The 18,121-nt window shown below is 38.8% G+C and carries 17 protein-coding genes, 1 tRNA gene and 1 pseudogene; 11 read left to right on the forward strand and 8 right to left on the reverse strand.

Annotation, left to right across the window (positions count from 1 at the left end; translation table 11 throughout):
- The first annotated feature begins 32 nt into the window (after positions 1-32).
- Entirely contained in the window at positions 33-5,084 is a 5,052-nt protein-coding gene (locus I4641_RS08500) for a chemotaxis protein CheB (protein WP_229640056.1), read from the forward strand.
- On the opposite strand, the gene I4641_RS08505 is transcribed toward I4641_RS08500, so the two are convergent.
- Entirely contained in the window at positions 5,064-5,759 is a 696-nt protein-coding gene (locus I4641_RS08505) for an MBL fold metallo-hydrolase (protein WP_229640057.1), read from the reverse strand. The genes I4641_RS08500 and I4641_RS08505 overlap by 21 nt on opposite strands.
- A gap of 128 nt (positions 5,760-5,887) precedes the next feature.
- On the opposite strand from I4641_RS08505, the gene I4641_RS08510 reads away from it, so the two are divergent.
- Positions 5,888-7,393 (forward strand): site-2 protease family protein, encoded by a 1,506-nt coding sequence (locus I4641_RS08510; RefSeq protein WP_229640058.1) that lies wholly within the window; start codon positions 5,888-5,890, stop codon positions 7,391-7,393.
- A 64-nt stretch (positions 7,394-7,457) separates the two neighbouring features.
- On the opposite strand, the gene aqpZ is transcribed toward I4641_RS08510, so the two are convergent.
- The 4 genes from aqpZ to pyrE all read right to left on the reverse strand — a co-directional run bounded on the left by aqpZ (position 7,458) and on the right by pyrE (position 11,009).
- Positions 7,458-8,261 carry an aquaporin Z gene (gene aqpZ, locus I4641_RS08515; RefSeq protein WP_229640059.1) on the reverse strand — a complete coding sequence of 268 codons (804 nt, stop codon included), beginning with the start codon at positions 8,259-8,261 and terminating at the stop codon, positions 7,458-7,460.
- 671 nt (positions 8,262-8,932) lie between these two features.
- Positions 8,933-9,715, reverse strand: coding sequence for a peroxide stress protein YaaA (gene yaaA, locus I4641_RS08520; RefSeq protein ID WP_229640060.1), 783 nt, complete (start codon positions 9,713-9,715; stop codon positions 8,933-8,935).
- Positions 9,716-9,801: 86 nt separating this feature from the next.
- The gene (locus I4641_RS08525; RefSeq protein ID WP_229640061.1) at positions 9,802-10,314 is read right to left on the reverse strand and encodes a DUF4149 domain-containing protein; all 513 of its coding nucleotides are present in this window, start codon (positions 10,312-10,314) and stop codon (positions 9,802-9,804) included.
- A gap of 104 nt (positions 10,315-10,418) precedes the next feature.
- Positions 10,419-11,009: an orotate phosphoribosyltransferase gene (gene pyrE, locus I4641_RS08530; RefSeq protein WP_229640062.1), complete on the reverse strand. Its 591-nt coding sequence runs from the start codon at positions 11,007-11,009 to the stop codon at positions 10,419-10,421.
- 251 nt (positions 11,010-11,260) lie between these two features.
- Between pyrE and I4641_RS08535 the strand changes: the two genes are divergently transcribed.
- The 9 genes from I4641_RS08535 (at position 11,261) to I4641_RS08575 (ending at position 16,889) form a co-directional block, all read left to right on the forward strand.
- Positions 11,261-11,620, forward strand: a complete 360-nt coding sequence (locus I4641_RS08535; protein WP_229640063.1) for a serine/threonine protein kinase — start codon at positions 11,261-11,263, stop codon at positions 11,618-11,620.
- A gap of 151 nt (positions 11,621-11,771) precedes the next feature.
- Entirely contained in the window at positions 11,772-12,728 is a 957-nt protein-coding gene (locus I4641_RS08540) for a PhoH family protein (protein WP_229640064.1), read from the forward strand.
- A gap of 19 nt (positions 12,729-12,747) precedes the next feature.
- Positions 12,748-13,146: an Npun_F0494 family protein gene (locus tag I4641_RS08545; protein WP_229640065.1), complete on the forward strand. Its 399-nt coding sequence runs from the start codon at positions 12,748-12,750 to the stop codon at positions 13,144-13,146.
- Positions 13,147-13,203: 57 nt separating this feature from the next.
- The gene (gene cobQ / locus I4641_RS08550) at positions 13,204-14,694 is read left to right on the forward strand and encodes a cobyric acid synthase CobQ (protein WP_229640066.1); all 1,491 of its coding nucleotides are present in this window, start codon (positions 13,204-13,206) and stop codon (positions 14,692-14,694) included.
- A gap of 12 nt (positions 14,695-14,706) precedes the next feature.
- Positions 14,707-14,946, forward strand: a complete 240-nt coding sequence (locus I4641_RS08555; RefSeq protein WP_229640067.1) for a 2Fe-2S iron-sulfur cluster-binding protein — start codon at positions 14,707-14,709, stop codon at positions 14,944-14,946.
- Positions 14,947-15,105: 159 nt separating this feature from the next.
- Positions 15,106-15,729 (forward strand): sigma-70 family RNA polymerase sigma factor, encoded by a 624-nt coding sequence (locus I4641_RS08560; protein WP_369426751.1) that lies wholly within the window; start codon positions 15,106-15,108, stop codon positions 15,727-15,729.
- Between the two features lie 18 nt (positions 15,730-15,747).
- A complete protein-coding gene (locus tag I4641_RS08565; RefSeq protein WP_229640069.1) occupies positions 15,748-16,137 on the forward strand; it encodes a hypothetical protein in 390 nt (129 codons plus the stop codon).
- 69 nt (positions 16,138-16,206) lie between these two features.
- Positions 16,207-16,707, forward strand: a complete 501-nt coding sequence (locus I4641_RS08570) for a Spy/CpxP family protein refolding chaperone (protein WP_229640070.1) — start codon at positions 16,207-16,209, stop codon at positions 16,705-16,707.
- 100 nt (positions 16,708-16,807) lie between these two features.
- Positions 16,808-16,889, forward strand: a tRNA-Leu gene (locus I4641_RS08575).
- 233 nt (positions 16,890-17,122) lie between these two features.
- On the opposite strand, the gene I4641_RS08580 is transcribed toward I4641_RS08575, so the two are convergent.
- From I4641_RS08580 to I4641_RS08590, 3 genes and pseudogenes are all read right to left on the reverse strand, one after another.
- Positions 17,123-17,383, reverse strand: coding sequence for a hypothetical protein (locus tag I4641_RS08580; RefSeq protein WP_229640071.1), 261 nt, complete (start codon positions 17,381-17,383; stop codon positions 17,123-17,125).
- Between the two features lie 131 nt (positions 17,384-17,514).
- On the reverse strand, positions 17,515-17,799 hold the full coding sequence (locus I4641_RS08585) for a hypothetical protein (RefSeq protein WP_229640072.1): 285 nt from the start codon (positions 17,797-17,799) through the stop codon (positions 17,515-17,517).
- Positions 17,800-17,880: 81 nt separating this feature from the next.
- A pseudogene (locus I4641_RS08590) lies at positions 17,881-18,121 on the reverse strand (hypothetical protein); the annotation flags it as partial.

Here is an 18,121-nt window from a genome sequence, read left to right on the forward strand (position 1 = left end):
AACCATAGTCGATACTCCAGGCGATCGCTCTAATGTCAGACAAAGAGTCCATGGGAAAGTCCGTTTCTCCACAACCAGATTTTTTTGTAGTGGGTATTGGCGCATCTGCGGGTGGGCTAAGGGCTTTAGAAAAGTTTTTCGAGCATATACCAACGGATAGCAATGCTGCTTTTGTGGTGATTCAACATCTTTCGCCAGATTTTAAAAGTCTGATGAAAGAGTTGTTAGAAAGACGCACCTCCATGGCAATTTATCGAGTGACAGAAGGCATGACGCTACAGCCTCATTCTATTTATTTGATTCCTCCTGGTAAAAATTTGGTTTTGGAAGAGAGGCAATTACGTTTGTTAGAACAAGAAACAAGAACCCGCAATGGTTTAAATTTTCCCATCGATATCTTTTTCAAATCTCTAGCGGGAAATCAATCGGCAAGAGCGATTGGTATCATTTTATCGGGGACGGGAAGCGATGGTACAAATGGATTGAGGGCGATTTATGAAGCGGGAGGAATGACAATGGTACAAGAACCCAAAACTGCTGAATTTGATGGTATGCCCCAAACGGCGATCGCCACGGGAATAGTGGATCGAGTCCTGCCTCCCGCCCAACTAGCTAGAACAGTCTATCAATTGGTAAACTCCCCTTCATCACTAGAGAAAGACAGCACAGACTTGCTGAATTTATCTAATAATAGTAACTTGCAACGTATTATCGAAATTTTAGCCCAACAAGAACAGATAGATTTTTCTCACTATAAAACGACTACTCTTGCTCGTCGAGTTTATCGCCGTTATCTAATTAGTGGTTGTGAAAATATAGAAGATTTTATTGGGCTTTTAAAAAATTCCACCCAAGAAAGAGCAATTTTGCGAGGGGATCTATTAATTGGTGTAACTCAATTTTTTCGCGATCGCCCTGTTTGGAATTTTATCGAAAATACCATTATTCCCCAGCTAATCGCCCAAGCCGAACCCTACGAGGAAATACGCTGTTGGGTAACTGCTTGCGCTACGGGAGAAGAAGCCTATTCTTTGGCAATCTTACTCGATGAAGCGGTAGATAAATCTGATAAACCAGTTCGATTTAAAATTTTTGCTACAGATATTAACAAAACAGCCTTAGAAAAAGCCAATCAGGGTATATACTCTCAGTCCATTGTGAATGATATTAGCCCAGAACGATTGAAACAGTATTTTGTGTCTAAAGATAATTCTTGGCAAATAGCCCGAAAATTACGAGAGAAACTGTTATTTGCTCCCCACGATCTGACTAAAGATGCAGGATTTACCCGCATGAATTTTATTAGTTGTCGCAATGTTTTGATTTATTTACAGTCAGAATTGCAACAGTATGTTTTGCGCAATCTTCACTTCTCTTTAGTATCTAGAGGAATTTTATTATTGGGAGAAGCAGAAAGCTTGGGCTATATCGAGTCTGAGTTTGAAACTTTGTATCAAAAAGGTAAAATCTACCAAAAACTGCGAGATATTAAATTAAATACCTCCATTAGAGGAATAGACAAAAACTCTCACTTCCTATTGTCTGCCAACCAAACTCCAACTATTCGATCAAATCATCTCGAACCGATATTAAATAAAGCTTTTAGTCTGTTTCTGGCTAAATATAAAGCTACTTGTTTTTTAGTAGATCGAGAATATCGTCTTTTTCATACTTTTAACGATAGTATGAAACTGATTAAAATGCCCTCGGGTAGAGCGACAACAGATATTACTAAGCTAATTGTTGGAGATTTGCAACTACCTCTGATTACTGCCTTACATCGCGCCAAAAGAGAGCGATCGCCTATTTCATATTTGGGTATCAAAACTGAAAATGAAACCAGAAGATATAACCTCAAGGTAGAAGTTACTTATCAAGAAAGCAATACTGTAGCAGACGATTTTTTTACCATCGTCATTCAAAACGATGAAACAATCCAACTCTTTTCTGGAGAAAGGTTTAAAGCCGACACTCAAGCATCTCACCGCATTGTTAACCTAGAAGATGAATTGCAGCAAACTCGCGAAAACTTGCAAGCAGTAATCGAAGAGTTGGAAGCTACCAACGAAGAACAACAGGCGACGAATGAAGAGTTGATTGCTTCTAATGAGGAGTTGCAAAGCACCAACGAGGAATTGCATTCAGTTAATGAAGAACTTTATACGGTTAATGCAGAATATCAATCCAAAATAGAAGAATTGACGGAGGTAAATAATGATATTGATAATCTCTTGCGCAGCACCGATATTGGAGTGGTTTTTCTAGATCGAGAGTTAAAAATACGTAAGTTTACCCCCGCTGCTACGGTGGCGATTAATTTATTAGAAGCAGACATCGATCGCCCCCTAGAACATATCACTCACAATCTAGACTGTGGCAATCTGATCGAGCAACTACAACAAGTAATTATCAGTCAAAAAATTGTAGATCGAGAAGTCAAGCTCGTCAAACAAGACTTATATTTCCTGATGCGGATCAATCCCTATTTATTAGAAGATGGAAGTCTCGATGGAGTCGTAATTTCTTTTATTGATATTGACGAGCTTAAAAAGATTCAAGAACAACTTCGTTTAGTCAATCAAGATTTGCAGAAGTCTCAACTGCAACTGCGCCAACTAAATCAAGGCTTAGAAAAAAGAGTAGCAGAGCGCACTCAAGCTTTGCAAAAATCTGAAGCTAGACTGAGGGCAATTTTAGCCACAACTTCTTCAATAATTTATCTCAAAGATATTGAAGGACGTTATCTTTTGGTTAACAACCAGTATCTAGCTATTCTGGGCTTAGAAGAATCCGCCGTATTGGGTCAAAGCGATCGCGACTTATTTCCCGAACAAAATGCTAGAGCCATGATTGCCAACGATAATCAGGTTTTGGCTACCAGATCCGTACTGCAATTTGAAGAAGAAATTAAACTGGCTGACGATTGCATTCATACCTATATTTCTACCAAAGCACCCTTAATAGACGAAGACGGTGGAGTTTATGCCATCTGCGGTATTGCTACGGATATCAGCCAACAAAAGCAAACCGAGACAGAATTAAGAGCCAGTGCCAAAAGAGAAAGTACCGTCCTCGAAATAGTCGAAACCATTCGTCAAAGCCTCGATCTCTCAGAAATATTTCAGGCTACCACCGATAAACTCAAAGAAAATCTCAAATGCGATCGCGTTGCTATTTATCGTTTTAACCCCGATTGGAGTGGGGAATTTGTCGCCGAGTCCGTAGCAGAAGGCTATACCCCCGTAATGGGTAGTTTTTTACAAACTGGCTGGACAGATACTTGCTTGCAAGCAACCAAAGGGGGTTATTCTCATACCCACAAAACCTTTATTATCAATGATGTCGACCTAGCTAATTTAACTGAATGTCACCGAGACGTATACAGACAGATTCAAGCCAAAGCTTTTTGTATCATTTCTATTTTTCAGGGGAATAAACTTTGGGGATTATTAGCTGCTTATCAAAATCATATTCCTCGCCACTGGACAGAAGGAGAAATCCGTTTGCTTACCCAGACAGGAATTCAAGTAGGTATTTCCATTGCTCAAGTCGATCTATTCCTTCAAATTCAAAACCAAACCAGGCAACTAAAAAAAGCTAAAGAAACCGCCGAAGCAGCCAACCAAGCTAAAAGTGCTTTCATTGCCAATACCAGTCACGAATTACGTACTCCTCTCAATGCAATTTTGGGTTTTGCTCAAATCCTCCAGCGAGATAATATTGATGCTGCTACCCTAGAGCGGGGTATTGAGGTAATTGGGCAATCAGGTCAACATTTATTGACTCTAATCAATGATATTCTCCACATAGCCAAAATTGAAGCAGGAAAGCTGAATTTGGAGTTTAGAGATTTTGTTCTTCCTTCGTTTCTAGATAATTTGGCTGCAATTATGCGCATCCGCTGTCAACAAAAGGCAATCGAATTTGAACACAAGGTTTTATCCGATCTACCAATAACTATTAGAGGAGATGAAACTAGATTGCGTCAACTCTTGCTTAATTTGTTGAGTAATGCTGTAAAGTTCACCACTAGAGGAAAAGTTAAGTTTACGGTGGGCTATGTCCGAGATTTTCCCGACAACCTAGATTTGAGCCAGGAAAAGGGCGATCGCATTCGATTTTATGTTCAAGATACAGGCAGTGGTATACCCGAAGATCGTTTGACAGATATATTTTTGCCTTTTTATCAATTAGATTCCCATCAATCATCCCAAGAAGGTACGGGATTAGGTTTAACTATTAGCAAGAATCTTGTCGAGCAAATGGGAAGCGAGATTCAAGTCCGCAGCAGGTTAAATGAAGGTAGTATTTTTTGGTTCGATCTCGATCTTTTGGCGGTTAACAACAACACCATACCTATAATGTCTCCCGCTCTAGATTTTGATATTGCAGGATATACGGGGAAAAAACGCCAAATATTAGTAGTAGATGACCTCGATAATAATCGGGAGATTCTGGTTAACTTTCTCGTACCCTTGGGTTTTGATGTTTTAGAAGCCAATTCTGGGGAAAAAGCGATCGCTTTAACGCGACAACATCGTCCCGATCTAATTATTCTGGACTTGATTATGCCTCAAATGGATGGTTGGGAAGTTACTCAAAATCTGCGTCGAGAATCTCAATTTGCTGACATTCCCATTGTGATTGTTTCTGCTAGCACTCTTCCCGCAGACGAATCTTATTGTTATCAAGTAGGGGCAAGTCAATTTTTGGCAAAACCACTGAGTTTCGAGCAATTATTACACACCATCGAACTATATCTCCATCTAGAATGGGTAGATTCCCAAGGGGAAAGGCGATATCTCAATCTAGCTCAGTCTTTTGTTTCTCCTTCAACATCGATCCCTCAAATAGAGACTGAATCTACACCTCTGGTTTTACCCTCTCCAGAGGAACTAGATCGGCTTCTTTCCTTGGTTATGCAGGGAGATATTCGCAGCACTTTATCTGTAGCAGAAAAATTAAACCAAGACCAACCTCAATTGAGTCCTTTCACCCAAAAAATTATTCATTTAGCTCAAACTTGTCAATTAAAAAAGCTCAAAGATTTTCTTCAGCAAGCATTATTCAGTAGTCCCATGTAGGGCGGTCAAATCGAGGGAGGATAATTTTTCGTAAGCGAGATCGATATAACCTTTTCCTCTGAGATAACCCGTATTTGCTCCAGGAAGAATATATTGAAGAGTATCGGGAGTAAAGCGATCGCATAATTTATTGATACTATTTAGTTGTCGCCACCAATGAAAAGTTTTGGCAGTACGCAAAGGAACAATTTCAGTAGGCGATTTGGGTAATAAATGTCTCCCAGTAAATAATATTCCTCCCTGCTGTGGTGAATACAGACAAGATGAACCAGGAGAATGTCCACAAGTCCAAATAAGCTCTAAATCCGATCCTATAGTTAAATTTTCCGCAAAAGAATTTACTTCAATTTCGGGCAATAGATAAGCTTCTTGTTCTTGTAATATTACTTCACACGAGAGGGCTTTTTGCATCTCTATGACATTTTTGCCGATACCACCTCGATGGGTAATAATCAACGAACTGACTCCACCTTGCTCGATTAAGAACTTTTGATTGGTTTCATTCCAAGCAGGGCAATCAAGAAGAATGTTGCCAATTTTATCTACAATAAAATAAGAAGTAGCACCTAAGGTATCTCGATTAGGAGCAAACGCAAAAATTCCTGGCAAAATAAGCCGAGGAGATTTGATGTTGAGGGAGCTTCCATGATTAATTTTGGTGGAGTTTTGGGGCATTCTAAAAATAGAGATCCTTAGTTTATACTGTCTAATTACATTTTAATTTTATCTTTACCCGATCTATTTCTAGTTCAAAATAGTTATTTAGCAAGAGAATTCAAAATACAGATTCAGAATGCCTTTTTATGAAACTCTGGTTGATTTTAGTTATATTAAGTCCCATTACTTATCTCGTTGTCGATCGAAGCGTGAGACATAAAACCACCACTCCCGTCTGGCTGTGTTGGCTGGTCATTATGTTGCCATCTTGCATTTGGACTGTTTGGACTTATATTTTTGGCGAAGAACAACCTTTACCCCTAGCTGTATTTTTACTTCCTCTGATTGTCTGTCCTTTATTATACGGATGGCTTGTCCAGCGAGGGAAAATAGAAAACACCAGAGAAACAACCGTAACAACCGCAACAAAAACTGAACCTAAACCCCTAGCTATGGCTAAAACTGCTACTGAATCTACTTCCGCCCCTCGTCCGATTAACGACCTCGAAGAAACTACTTTACGTAACTGTTTTCCCTGGAATGTTTATTATCTGCAAAATATTGATTATCGCCCCCAAGCAATATTCTGTCGGGGTAAACTAAAAACCATCCCAGAAGAAGCTTATCAAGAAATTAAAAGCAATGTAGAAAAAGCTTTCGGCGATCGCTTTTTTCTGATTTTTCAAGAAAGTTTTCGCGGAAAGCCCTTTTTTGCTCTCGTCCCCAATCCTCAAGCTAAAGCAGCCGAAAAAGGAGAAGCAGAAAACGATCTGCGAGTTGTTTTTGCTTTAGTAATGTTCTTTATTACCCTCTTAACTACTACTATTGCAGGAGTGAGTATTGATGCCACGCTGTCAGAGGAATTGTTTTCTAATCCTAGTTTATTATTGAAAGGATTGAGCTATAGTCTGCCATTGTTACTGATTATTGCAGTACAAAAATTTAGTCATTACTTTGTGGCTGCTTATTATAAAATTCGGACTACTCTACCCTACTTTATGCCTTTTCCTTTCTTGCTAGATAATTTTGCCGTGGGTACATTGGGTGCTTTTAGTCAAAGAAGATCTCCCATACCTCACCGTAAAGGACTGTTTGACCTGGCAATTATTAGTTCTTTATCTGGTTTATTGTTAATTATTCCTGTTTTGTTTTGGGGACTTTCTCTTTCCGAGATTACACCCTTAGAAGAATCTTCCATTTTCAATCTTCAGGCTCAAGATCCTCGTTTATCCTTGTTCTTTTCTTTAATTGCCAAAATAGTCTTGGGTTCTTCTTTGACACCAGATATGGGCATTCAACTCCATCCCATAGCTGTAGCGGGGTGCGTGGGCTTATTTATTACTGCTATTAATCTGATGCCTATCGGACAGCTAGATGGCGGACATATCGTCCACGCTGTATTCGGACAAAAAATGGCGATCGCAGTAGGGCAAATTACTCGCATTTTAGCTGTATTATTTGCCGTAATTCATCCTTATTTTTGGATTTGGGCGATTATTATGTGGTTAATTCCCCTAATCGATCAACCCGCTCTTAATGATGTTACCGAGCTAGATAATACGAGAGATTTCTTAGGTTTGTTCTCCCTCGCTTTACTGGTTATGATGATTTTACCTCTGCCTAGTGCGATCGCAAGTCTCTTGAATATGTAGACCGACGAATTATAAAAGTAAGGTGAAAAAATCCACCTTACTGTCTGCTAACTTAATTAAGCTATTAGTTGAGAGGAGTTTGTTCCTCGTCTAGTTGAGAGCGATCAAAATCACTATCAGTTAATGCTTCTAATTGATCTTGTTCGGCAATTTCTTCGGCAAAAACGTTGTGATAAGTGAATCCTGCTAAAACCGCGCCTACAATGGGAGCTAACCAGAAAAGCCAAACCTGAGCAAATAGCTCTTTCCCAGCCCATAAAGCAACCCCCGTGCTGCGGGCGGGGTTAACAGAAGTATTAGTAACGGGAATACTAATCAAGTGAATCAAAGTTAGTCCCAAGCCAATAGCAATAGGTGCAAATCCAGCAGGTGCGCGCAGATCTGTCGCTCCTAAAATAATCAGCAAGAACATAAAAGTCATAACTACTTCTGTAATCAAACAGGTGAGCAGATTATAACCACCAGGGGAATGTTCTCCGAAACCATTAGTTGCCAAAGGATTTGAACCAGACAAGCTAAAGCTCCCATTACCACTGGCAATTAAATAAATAAATCCACCAGCTAAGATCGCTCCTATCACCTGAGCGATAATATAAGGCAGCAATTCTTTACCAGAAAAGCGTTTTCCCGCCCACAAACCAAAAGACACTGCGGGGTTAAGATGGCATCCAGAGATATGTCCGATCGCATATGCCATTGTTACTACAGTCAAACCAAAAGCAAGGGATACCCCAAGAAATCCCAGACCAATGTTAAAGAAACCCAAATCTTCAGCATTTCCCGTGTAAACGGCTGCTAAAACCGCACTACCACAACCTCCCACGACTAACCAAAATGTTCCGATTAATTCTGCAATGTATTTTTTCATAATTGAACTTATCTTTTTAATTTGGAATCAATATAAATTATTAAATTCTAGGGAATTATACCTAACATTAGATGCAATAAGTACATATTTTAAATCTAAATTAATCATCAAATGATTTCTTTAAACAAATATATTCGTAATATGAAGCTAGTAAGAACTTATTAAGGTTGATTAGAAAATCACTTGTTTTTTTGTAGTATTAATGCAATAAAATGCAATAATACATTAACCACTTAAATTAAAGTGTTTCATCATTAACGATACGTAAGAAGGGGAAATTTACAATGTCTGGTATTCAAGAAAAGAACGAGTTTTTGCTTAGAGAATTCAGTAATTGTTTCAGAATACAAGTCATCTAATCTAATAATTAGAAACTGGGTATTGCATCTATACGCAATACCCAGTTTGCAATACCCAGTTTCTAGAAACGTATTGCAGAAAAAAAACTTTGACTCATTCTAAGTTTACTACTCGCGATCGCATTCCTACTGATGGCTATCACAAACATCAGTGTAATAAGAAAGAGATTCAATGGATTGAATCACAAATTAGAATCGAATTGAATTAATAATTCTATCTTGAGATAATGCGATCGACTCTACTATTAATTTCTCCTCTTATTTGCTTACTCGATCGTTTTATCTTGAGATCTCTTTGTTCTAAATCTACTATCAACCGCGAGTAAACACCAAATTATTTCCATCGGACAATTCATCATTAAAACTATATTCAGCTTCCCTAAAACTTTTAATATCTTCTGTCTTTTCAAGACGGTTTTTAATAATATAAGCCGACATCATTCCACGAGCTTTTTTTGCATAAAAACTAATTATTTTATACTTCCCATTTTTCCAATCCTTAAAGATGGGAGTAATAATTTCTCTTGTTAACAACTTGGGTTGAACAGCCTTAAAATACTCGTTAGAAGCCAAGTTAACTATGATAGGATTACCTAACTTGTCTAACTGTTGGTTGATTGCTTGAGTTAATTTATCTTGCCAAAATTCGTAGAGAGTATTTGCCGATAAATCCTTTAACTTAACATGAGTTAGTTTTGTCCCCATTTCCAAACGATAGGGTTGAATCAAATCTAATGGTCTGAGTACACCATATAAGCCCGATAATATTATTAAATGTTCTTGAGCAAACTCAAAATCCGATCGCGAGAAGCTATCTGCATTCAATCCTTGATACACATCCCCTTGAAAAGCCAGTAAAGCTTGTTTGGCATTAGTATTATCAAAACTAGGTTGCCAAGCTTGATAGCGTTCAGCATTTAATTCCCCTAACTTATCGCTAACCTTCATTAAGGTCGAAATTTCGTTTGCCGATAATTGACGCAGTTGCTTGACTAATATTTCAGTATCGGATAGAAAAGCAGGTTGAGAAAAGCGATCGCACTCTGCGGGAGTTGTAAAATCGAGGGTTTTAGCGGGAGAAATTAAGATTAGCACCAGTTGTCAATAAAGCTTGGAATATGCTCGGGTATTATTTTGATTTTAACCATAATATCCGAGCAATAAGCTTATTCATTGCTGGATTAAACTAAACTGCAAGAATTGCGGAAGAAGGTGCGTAATAAAGCAGTCGCGCAAAATAGTTTAGTTACTTCCAAACTCCAATAACCCAAGTGCATCACTGTCATAGTTGTAGAAGTTTTTTCTGTAGTGGTAGCAAACAGATCCAAAGACATTCCCGCACTACTCATCTGGGGAGTAAAGAAATAAGTATAAACCAAAGCGATCGCGAGTAATGTCGCTGCTGTCAAAACAGACTTATAGCTGACTTGTTGATTGAAGAGATCGCCAAAACGATAAACCAAGCATCCAGCCAAAATAATAGCAGCACACAATAACTCTAGATGATTGAACGTGCCAAAAATTACGTAGCCAGCACTAGCAAAACCAGGCTCATTCATCATTCCAGTAGTTAACATTCCTGGAACAACCAGAAAATCAAAAACTAGACTACCACTAAGCCAAAATCCTAAGGCAAACATAATAATGGTCGACCAGTTTGGGGATTTAGGGGAGCGAGGAGAAATAGTTTGCATAAGAAAGTAAGAAAAAGATAATTACTCTTTCAGCTTAACTAACAACTATTCCATCTCGTATAACGAAAGGTAAAGTCTTTTTAACAAGCTATAAGTGCCATGGGTTAATATTCTTGAATCTCTCTAATAGAAAATAGAGCTTGAAAATCAATTCCTTTCGATTGATAAAGTTCTTTTCCGCCTTGTTCTCTATCTACCAAAGAAAGAATTTGCGTCACTTCATATCCCGCAGTTTGCAATCTTTCCACCGCAGTTAATGCCGAACCTCCTGTAGTCACTACATCTTCTAAAACTACTATCTTTGCTCCCGATGCTAAAGATGGTCCTTCTATATAAGCTTTTGTTCCGTGTCCTTTGGGCTTTTTACGAATAATCAAAGCGGGAATAGGTTTGCCTTCATAAGCAGAAACCACACTTACCGCAGAAACCATCGGATCTGCACCCAGAGTTAGACCAGCTACTGCTATGGTATCTGAAGGTAATATCTGAAACAAAAGACGACCTAGAGCTAATGCTCCTTCTGCTCTTAAGGTTACTTCCTTGCAGTTTATATAGTAAGAACTTTTTGCCCCAGAAGAAAGCAGAAAGTCCCCCTCTACGTAGGCATATTCGACAATTAAATCTAATAATACTTGTCTGAGGGTGTCAGTTTTAGCCGTACCTAAAGAAGTGCTATCAATCCGATCTGTATTCATACTAGTGAGTAAACTCGTTAATTTAATAAATGAGGCAAAATTTATTGTATAGCTTTCCCCAATTTATTCGTTGTTTAAATGTGAGTCAAACAAACTACAAAAGTAAAGATTGATAGTTATGAAGATGAATTAAATCTGAACAAAATATTCTAAATTAAGCGCGAAAAATAGAGTCTAAAAGAAAATTACAGACTGTTGTTTCCCAAAATATTCAGCTAGGATTGAGCAGAAGTTTATCAATCAATAAAGTAATGTCTATTAAGTTTGCTAAATTAACCACAATCTTATTAGTAGGTAGTACTGCTAGTATATTTTCTCTACCAGCTAAGGCAGAAATGCAATCTCTGAATGAGAAATTCACAGAAGCTTATTTCACTAAAGCTCAAGACGCTTTTGTTCAAAGTAATATTATCAGCCAACTCGATACTATTTTTGGTTTTACAGGCTTTCCCGACCAACATATCACTAAAGATGGAAAAGCAATAGATAACTTATATCAAGCAGGAACCGTCCAACAATCTTCTCTGGGAGAGCGCATGGTAACTAGAGATTTGGCTAATCCTTATGATACTTCTATTAGAGAAAACCCTAGTTATAGTGCTATTAAGTAATAAATAATTGTCGATCGCCAGTACAAAATTAAAGATTACCGAAACTTCTGGTTAATTCAAGCCAGGAGTTTTTTAATCAATATTTTATTTACAATAATCAGTAGAATATATAGAGCTTATATGATAAAACTTAAAATTCAAAATCTATAGCATGAGCGAATTGTCCCAGACTATTCAATTACCCAATAGCGAAAGCGCGATCGCCTTAGCGGGGAGTAACGAGCAAAATCTTAAATTACTTTCTCGCCATACAGGAGTGAGTTTAGTATTGCGGGGACAAGATTTATTAATTAAGGGACAAGAAAAAGCAGTAGCTAGGTGTATCAGGGCGATCGGAACTCTAGAACCATTGTGGTCTGCGGGGAAACCCCTACATGAACCCGATATTTTGACCGCATTTCAAGCGATCGATACTGGTAGAACGGACGAATATAACGAACTACAAAAAAACGTTTTAGCTCGAACCAAAAAAGGTGAAATAATTCGCGCCAAAACATTTAAGCAAAAGCAATACATCAAAGCGATTCAAAAACACGATATTACTTTTGCAATTGGTCCTGCGGGAACGGGGAAAACCTTCCTAGCTGCGGTTTTAGCCGTCAAAGCATTGCTGAATGATGAATGCGAAAGAATTATCTTAACTCGTCCTGCTGTAGAAGCAGGAGAAAAACTAGGATTTTTACCAGGAGATCTACAAGAAAAAGTCAATCCTTTTTTGCGCCCTCTATACGATGCTTTGTATGAATTCATTGACCCTGAGAAAATTCCCGATCTTATGGAACGAGGCAAAATCGAAGTTGCACCTTTAGCTTATATGCGGGGACGCACTTTGTCTAATGCGTTTGTAATTGTAGATGAAGCGCAAAACACTACTCCCTCCCAATTAAAAATGGTACTAACTCGCCTGGGTTTTGGTTCTAAAATGGTAGTCACAGGAGATATAACTCAGACAGATTTGCCATCTCGTCAAGATTCGGGTTTGGTTGTTTCCCGCCAAATTTTGCGTAATGTAGAAGGAATTGCTTTTTGTGAGTTGACTCAAGCGGATGTAGTCAGACATCCATTGGTCCAGAAAATTGTCGCTGCTTACGAGCGATACGAAAGATAATCAACAAACAACGAAATTAATGAACGATTCAATTAAAGCATATACATACGAGCAAAAAACTATTACCAGAGCCAAACAAGCCCTATCCTGTTCTCCTTTTTGTTTGAAACTATTTCAGAATATGCGCAATCAAAGTGTGCCAATTCAAAAAATTGCAGGAACAACTGGGATAAAATTAGGCTATGCAGATCGGGCATATAGCGAACCAAGAATAGAAGACAAACTGCTCTGGCTGATTAATGTCGGCTTATTACGTCGGGAGGTAGACGGACAGGGTTTAACCGATAGTTTTCGCCTAACTCCTTTAGGTAGAGAGATTGTCAGGGAGTGGGAACAAGGAGAAAATCAGATTCCAGCTCCATCTTTCGGGGATAAAGCAACAAATTGGCTCAATCGTTGGTTACAATTATCGCTCTAAATACTGCATGACTGTTATAACAGTGTATATTTATCTATTCCAGCACAGGAGCTATCGATGAAAGCGATTATGGTGGTCGGGACAACATCTCATGCAGGAAAATCTTTCCTGACTGCTGCGTTGTGCCGTATCTTAGCCAGACGTGGCTGGCGAGTTACGCCTTTTAAAGGGCAAAACATGGCATTAAATGCTTATGTTACCTCTACCGGGGGAGAAATAGGTCACGCTCAAGCAGTTCAGGCTTGGGCTGCGGGAGTAACCCCTAGAGTAGAAATGAATCCCATTCTACTCAAGCCCCAAGGGAATATGACTTCTCAGATCATTATTAAAGGTAAAGCCGTCGGTACGGTTCAAGCCACAGAATATTATGAAAAATATTTTGAATTAGGCTGGGAAGTCGTTCAAGAATCTTTATATCGTCTTTCTCTCGAATTTGATATGGTCGTTTGCGAGGGTGCGGGGAGTCCAGCAGAAATTAACCTCAAACATCGCGATTTGACCAATATGCGAGTGGCAAAGCACCTCAACGCTCCAACTATTTTAATAGTAGATATCGAACGAGGTGGCGCATTTGCCCATGTGGTAGGAACTTTAGAGCTATTAGATCCTCAAGAGCGATCGCTTGTGAAAGGAATTGTGATCAACAAGTTTAGAGGACAAAAAGAATTATTAGATTCGGGTATTACTTGGCTGGAAGAAAAAACTAAAGTACCCGTGTTGGGAGTAATTCCCTGGAGTCATCAAATGTTTCCCGCGGAAGACTCTTTAGATTTATTGGAAAGAAATCGTCGTCGCAGCAGTCAAGATATTAATATTAGCGTTGTTAAACTACCGAGAATCGCTAACTTTACCGATTTCGATCCTCTAGAAGCGGAATCATCTGTATCGGTCAATTATGTTGATATTCAAGATTCTTTGGGACATCCCGATGCAGTTATCGTCCCTGGAACAAAAACCACTATTCCCGATCTCTTAGCGATGGAAAGGAGTGGTATGGCAGAACAGATTAGAAACTATGCTGCTGCTGGAGGTACAGTCTTGGGTATTTGTGGTGGTTATCAAATTTTGGGACAACGTATTATCGATCCAGAAGGATTTGAAGGAGAGTCGGGAGAATTTACAGCTTTGAATTTATTACCCGTGACAACTATCCTTTCTCCCAATAAAATTGCTCGTCAAAGACAAGTGATTTCTGAATTTCCCCAAGCAGGTTTGCCAGTTGATGGCTATGAAATCCATCAAGGTCGTACTCGCATCAATCGCCGTTTGAGAGAAGAGAACGACGATTATCAACCTATTTTTGACGATCCAGCTTTAGGATTAGTAGATAAAAGCCAGGCGATCTGGGGTTGCTATATTCATGGTTTATTTGATAATGGTGCTTGGCGACGTTCTTGGCTAAATCATTTACGGAAACAACGAGGAATGTCATCTTTAGCAACGGGTATTTCTAATTATCGCGATCAAAGAGAAGCTACCCTCAATATTTTGGCAGATATCGTGGAAAAGAATTTGGATTTAACCACAATTCTGTCTAACCATTACTAAACATCTATTGATATGAGTATTAAGGTTTGTTTTCAACCAGATAATATTACTGTGGAAGCAGAACCAGGAGAACCAATATTACAGGTGGCAGAAAGAGCGGGAGTATTTATTGCCACTGGTTGTTTGATGGGTTCTTGTCATGCCTGTGAAGTGGAACTAGATGAAGGGCAGGCTGTCTGTGCTTGTATTAGTTCCATACCTGGAGATAAGCCAGAATTAACCATCAATATTTACGAAGATCCCGTTTGGTGAGTTGTAGGGAGCGATCGCTTTTGTACTAGTACAAAAATATTTTGCGATATCGTTTTAGTTATCAAATATATTTTTATAAATAACTTTTTAAAAATTGAACCGATAGGATCTTTTGTCAGTCTATATAAAAGAACTAAATATTTCTAGAAAATGAGCGAAATGTTAGCCAGCAAACAGGCTAGTAAAGCAGATACAGAATCAGAAACAGGCGTGCAGACAGAACAAGAATTAATTTTGCTTTGTCAGCAAGGCGATCGCGAATGTTTTCGTTTGCTCTATCAACGCTATCAACAACGAGTACGTTCTACCCTCTATCAACTGTGTGGTAAAGCATTGTTGGACGACCTGGTACAAGAAGTTTTTTTGCGAGTTTGGAAAGGATTACCTAAACTTAAAAAAACCAAATATTTTTCTACCTGGCTATATCGCATTAGTTGGAATGTGGCGACAGATAGACGGCGTAAGTTGGCTAAAGTAAGAGATAAAACTAGTTTTAACGAACAATATGCCGACAAAGATCGGCTAGAGTATGACAAAGATCTCTCCAATACTCAAGATGCACCAGATTTGATGCACCTGCACTACCAAGACTTAGTTCAACGAGGTTTGGACAATTTGAGTTTCGAGCATCGTTCCGTGCTTGTTCTTCACGACCTAGAAGATTTGCCGCAAAAAGAAGTAGCTCAAATTTTAGACATACCCGTAGGAACGGTTAAATCGCGTTTATTTCATGCTAGAAATTTATTTAAAAAATTTTTGCAGCAACAAGGAATATCTTTTTAAACCCCAAACAATTTTCCCATGACTAACTCACACAACCACAACCATAATAAAAACAATCTCGTCACTTTTTTGCGACACAACCAACCAATTACCCCCCAACCTAGCCCTGATTTAGAACAGCAAATTATTGACTCCCTCGAACCCCGTCATAATAGAAAACGTTATCGAACGGTTACTTGGTCTATTCCCAGCGCGATCGCTACAGGATTTTTGTTTACTACTGTTAGCTTTGGAGTTCGCACTCCCCGTATTGCGATCGAACCCAAGGATTTAGAAAACTTTTTGGTCAATAATTGGCAAGATACTCTAAATGCTCGCAATAATAATGTTATGAGCGATAGCGAAGCTTATTGGCTGTTACCTACAGTCTCCGAATCGAAGCAAGCTTTATCTGTTTCTGCACAGTAACTAAATTTAATACTTTAATCTTTTTTAATACAACTTATATTTTTATTTTATTGTTGGTCAATTTTTAAGATGGTAACTACGAGATGGCAAGGTTTATTATCAATTACAGCTACAACTGTTGTTCTTATTTTAATTATTCATATTTCCCCTGCGATCGCCCATTCTAAAATATCTTTTCCCAGACAAAATAACGATTTTCATTTTCAGAAAAGCAGTGCGATCGCTGATAATTCCCTAACCACAGTAAAGCAACAACACTCATCAAGCTTGCTTAACCAACTCAACCTAACTAACCAGCAAAAAGATCGGATTAAACAAATTCACCAGCAATATAAGCAACAAATCCTGAAGAAAAAAAACAATCTGACTATCCTACAGCAACAATTGTCAGACTTGATGGTAGGGACAGAATCCGTTGAATTAATTAGAGCGAAAAATCAACAATTAATAACTTTACGTCAAGAAATAGGAGAATTAAGATTTGAAAGTATGCTAGCCACCCGAGAAATACTAACTCCCCAACAACGTCAAAAGTTCAGAGAAATTATAGAATCACAAGTGGCTCAATAATCGTCTCAACAAGATGGCAAAATATATGATAAGTTATATATTGCCAATGGCAGAAATAGAGTAACTTAAAATCTGAGCTACTACTCTTCTAGCTCAACACGCGGATGTGGTGGAATTGGTAGACACGCACGCTTGAGGGGCGTGTGGCTCACGCCTTGCGAGTTCGAATCTCGCCATCCGCATCGCTAGCGCGCCTTTGTGTGGCTTGACTTTCACTCGCAAGACGTAGCCGACGCTCAAGCTTCTTGCTCAAAACTTGCTCACTTACGAGCATAACTGAAGTAAGAAATAAAAAAAACGGGGTACAAACTTACCCCAATTAATTAACCGCTTTATCTAAGCACAAAAAACGGCTAGGCATTTTACCGCTTAACCGTTTTTTTGTCAAACTGACTTTTAACCCTGTTTTTAGCCCTCAGAGGCTAGCTACTTTTAACTTTCTGATGACTTCATCAACAAGGCTATCTACTTCGTCTATTTTGCCCACTAAGACATCAAGGGGGGATGGATTGGCATTCCTTTCCTCTTCCTCTACTTCTCGATAGTTTTGCCAATCTTGAACGATAAACTCTAAAGCTTGCCCTTGAGTAACGCCAGCCTCTAATGACAAGCTAGCGACTACCTGATAAGCACTGGCTGACAAGTAATAAGGACAAGCATTTTCCTGTGTGTTCATATCTTTATATGCCTCGATTTTAGTTTTCTTGATATCGCCGAAAATAAGTGAAAATAGGCTCTTTTAAGCGTCTCATTTTTTCCCTTAAAATGGGCGGTTATAGTGATGGGTAACTAAGCTGGTAAACTTAGTTAAGCGGTTCTTTTGATTTCTGTTGAGTCAGTCTTAACTCGCTCTAGACGAATTAGCTCTCTAACTGCTTTGCAGACATTCGCGTTTGTCCTCTCTAGGCGTATAATACGCTCGGTTAACTCCGTTAGTCTGTGGTGGGTAGCTCTAGCGTCTAATGTGCTAGCATTGCTCAATTCGTACCATTCCGAGACAATCGTGTCTACTGTTGTGCTGATAGTAGTATCCAGGTCTATTGCTGTTTCCTCTACTATTGCCCTGGTTTCGGGACTGATTGATATGCTCATGCGGACTCTGTTCTTTTTGGTTGTCACAACGCTTACTCCTTGGTGTTTCTGGAAAGTGTAATATACTGTCTAATACGTTCTCTACTTACGCTTTCTTTTCTTACGTACTTTCTGACTTCTTAACTTTTCTGTGGTAGTAGTCTTGGTGGCAAGACTACGAAGGAAATCGAGTAAATCTAGTAACTGCTCGTCAGTCATAACGAGTCGTGAAATCTTCCCGTAACGACTGATAATAAAAGACTTGCACCTTTGCTTAGACCACCCTATACGTAGGGTGTTGATTTTGAGGTTGATTAACAGATAAAATGTCATATGAGTTCTC

The sequence above is a fragment of the Waterburya agarophytonicola KI4 genome (assembly GCF_020640915.1).
GTDB lineage: Bacteria > Cyanobacteriota > Cyanobacteriia > Cyanobacteriales > Xenococcaceae > Waterburya > Waterburya agarophytonicola.

Coding starts and splice junctions, on each gene's coding strand:
- cobQ (WP_229640066.1), top strand. CDS start 13,204: ATGAAAGCGATTATGGTGGTCGGGACAACATCTCATGCAGGAAAATCT.
- I4641_RS08585 (WP_229640072.1), bottom strand. CDS start 17,799: ATGAGCATATCAATCAGTCCCGAAACCAGGGCAATAGTAGAGGAAACA.
- I4641_RS08555 (WP_229640067.1), top strand. CDS start 14,707: ATGAGTATTAAGGTTTGTTTTCAACCAGATAATATTACTGTGGAAGCA.
- I4641_RS08560 (WP_369426751.1), top strand. CDS start 15,106: ATGTTAGCCAGCAAACAGGCTAGTAAAGCAGATACAGAATCAGAAACA.
- I4641_RS08565 (WP_229640069.1), top strand. CDS start 15,748: ATGACTAACTCACACAACCACAACCATAATAAAAACAATCTCGTCACT.
- I4641_RS08510 (WP_229640058.1), top strand. CDS start 5,888: ATGAAACTCTGGTTGATTTTAGTTATATTAAGTCCCATTACTTATCTC.
- I4641_RS08570 (WP_229640070.1), top strand. CDS start 16,207: ATGGTAACTACGAGATGGCAAGGTTTATTATCAATTACAGCTACAACT.
- I4641_RS08535 (WP_229640063.1), top strand. CDS start 11,261: ATGTCTATTAAGTTTGCTAAATTAACCACAATCTTATTAGTAGGTAGT.
- I4641_RS08505 (WP_229640057.1), bottom strand. CDS start 5,759: ATGCCCCAAAACTCCACCAAAATTAATCATGGAAGCTCCCTCAACATC.
- I4641_RS08500 (WP_229640056.1), top strand. CDS start 33: ATGTCAGACAAAGAGTCCATGGGAAAGTCCGTTTCTCCACAACCAGAT.
- pyrE (WP_229640062.1), bottom strand. CDS start 11,009: ATGAATACAGATCGGATTGATAGCACTTCTTTAGGTACGGCTAAAACT.
- I4641_RS08545 (WP_229640065.1), top strand. CDS start 12,748: ATGAACGATTCAATTAAAGCATATACATACGAGCAAAAAACTATTACC.
- aqpZ (WP_229640059.1), bottom strand. CDS start 8,261: ATGAAAAAATACATTGCAGAATTAATCGGAACATTTTGGTTAGTCGTG.
- I4641_RS08525 (WP_229640061.1), bottom strand. CDS start 10,314: ATGCAAACTATTTCTCCTCGCTCCCCTAAATCCCCAAACTGGTCGACC.
- I4641_RS08580 (WP_229640071.1), bottom strand. CDS start 17,383: ATGAACACACAGGAAAATGCTTGTCCTTATTACTTGTCAGCCAGTGCT.
- I4641_RS08540 (WP_229640064.1), top strand. CDS start 11,772: ATGAGCGAATTGTCCCAGACTATTCAATTACCCAATAGCGAAAGCGCG.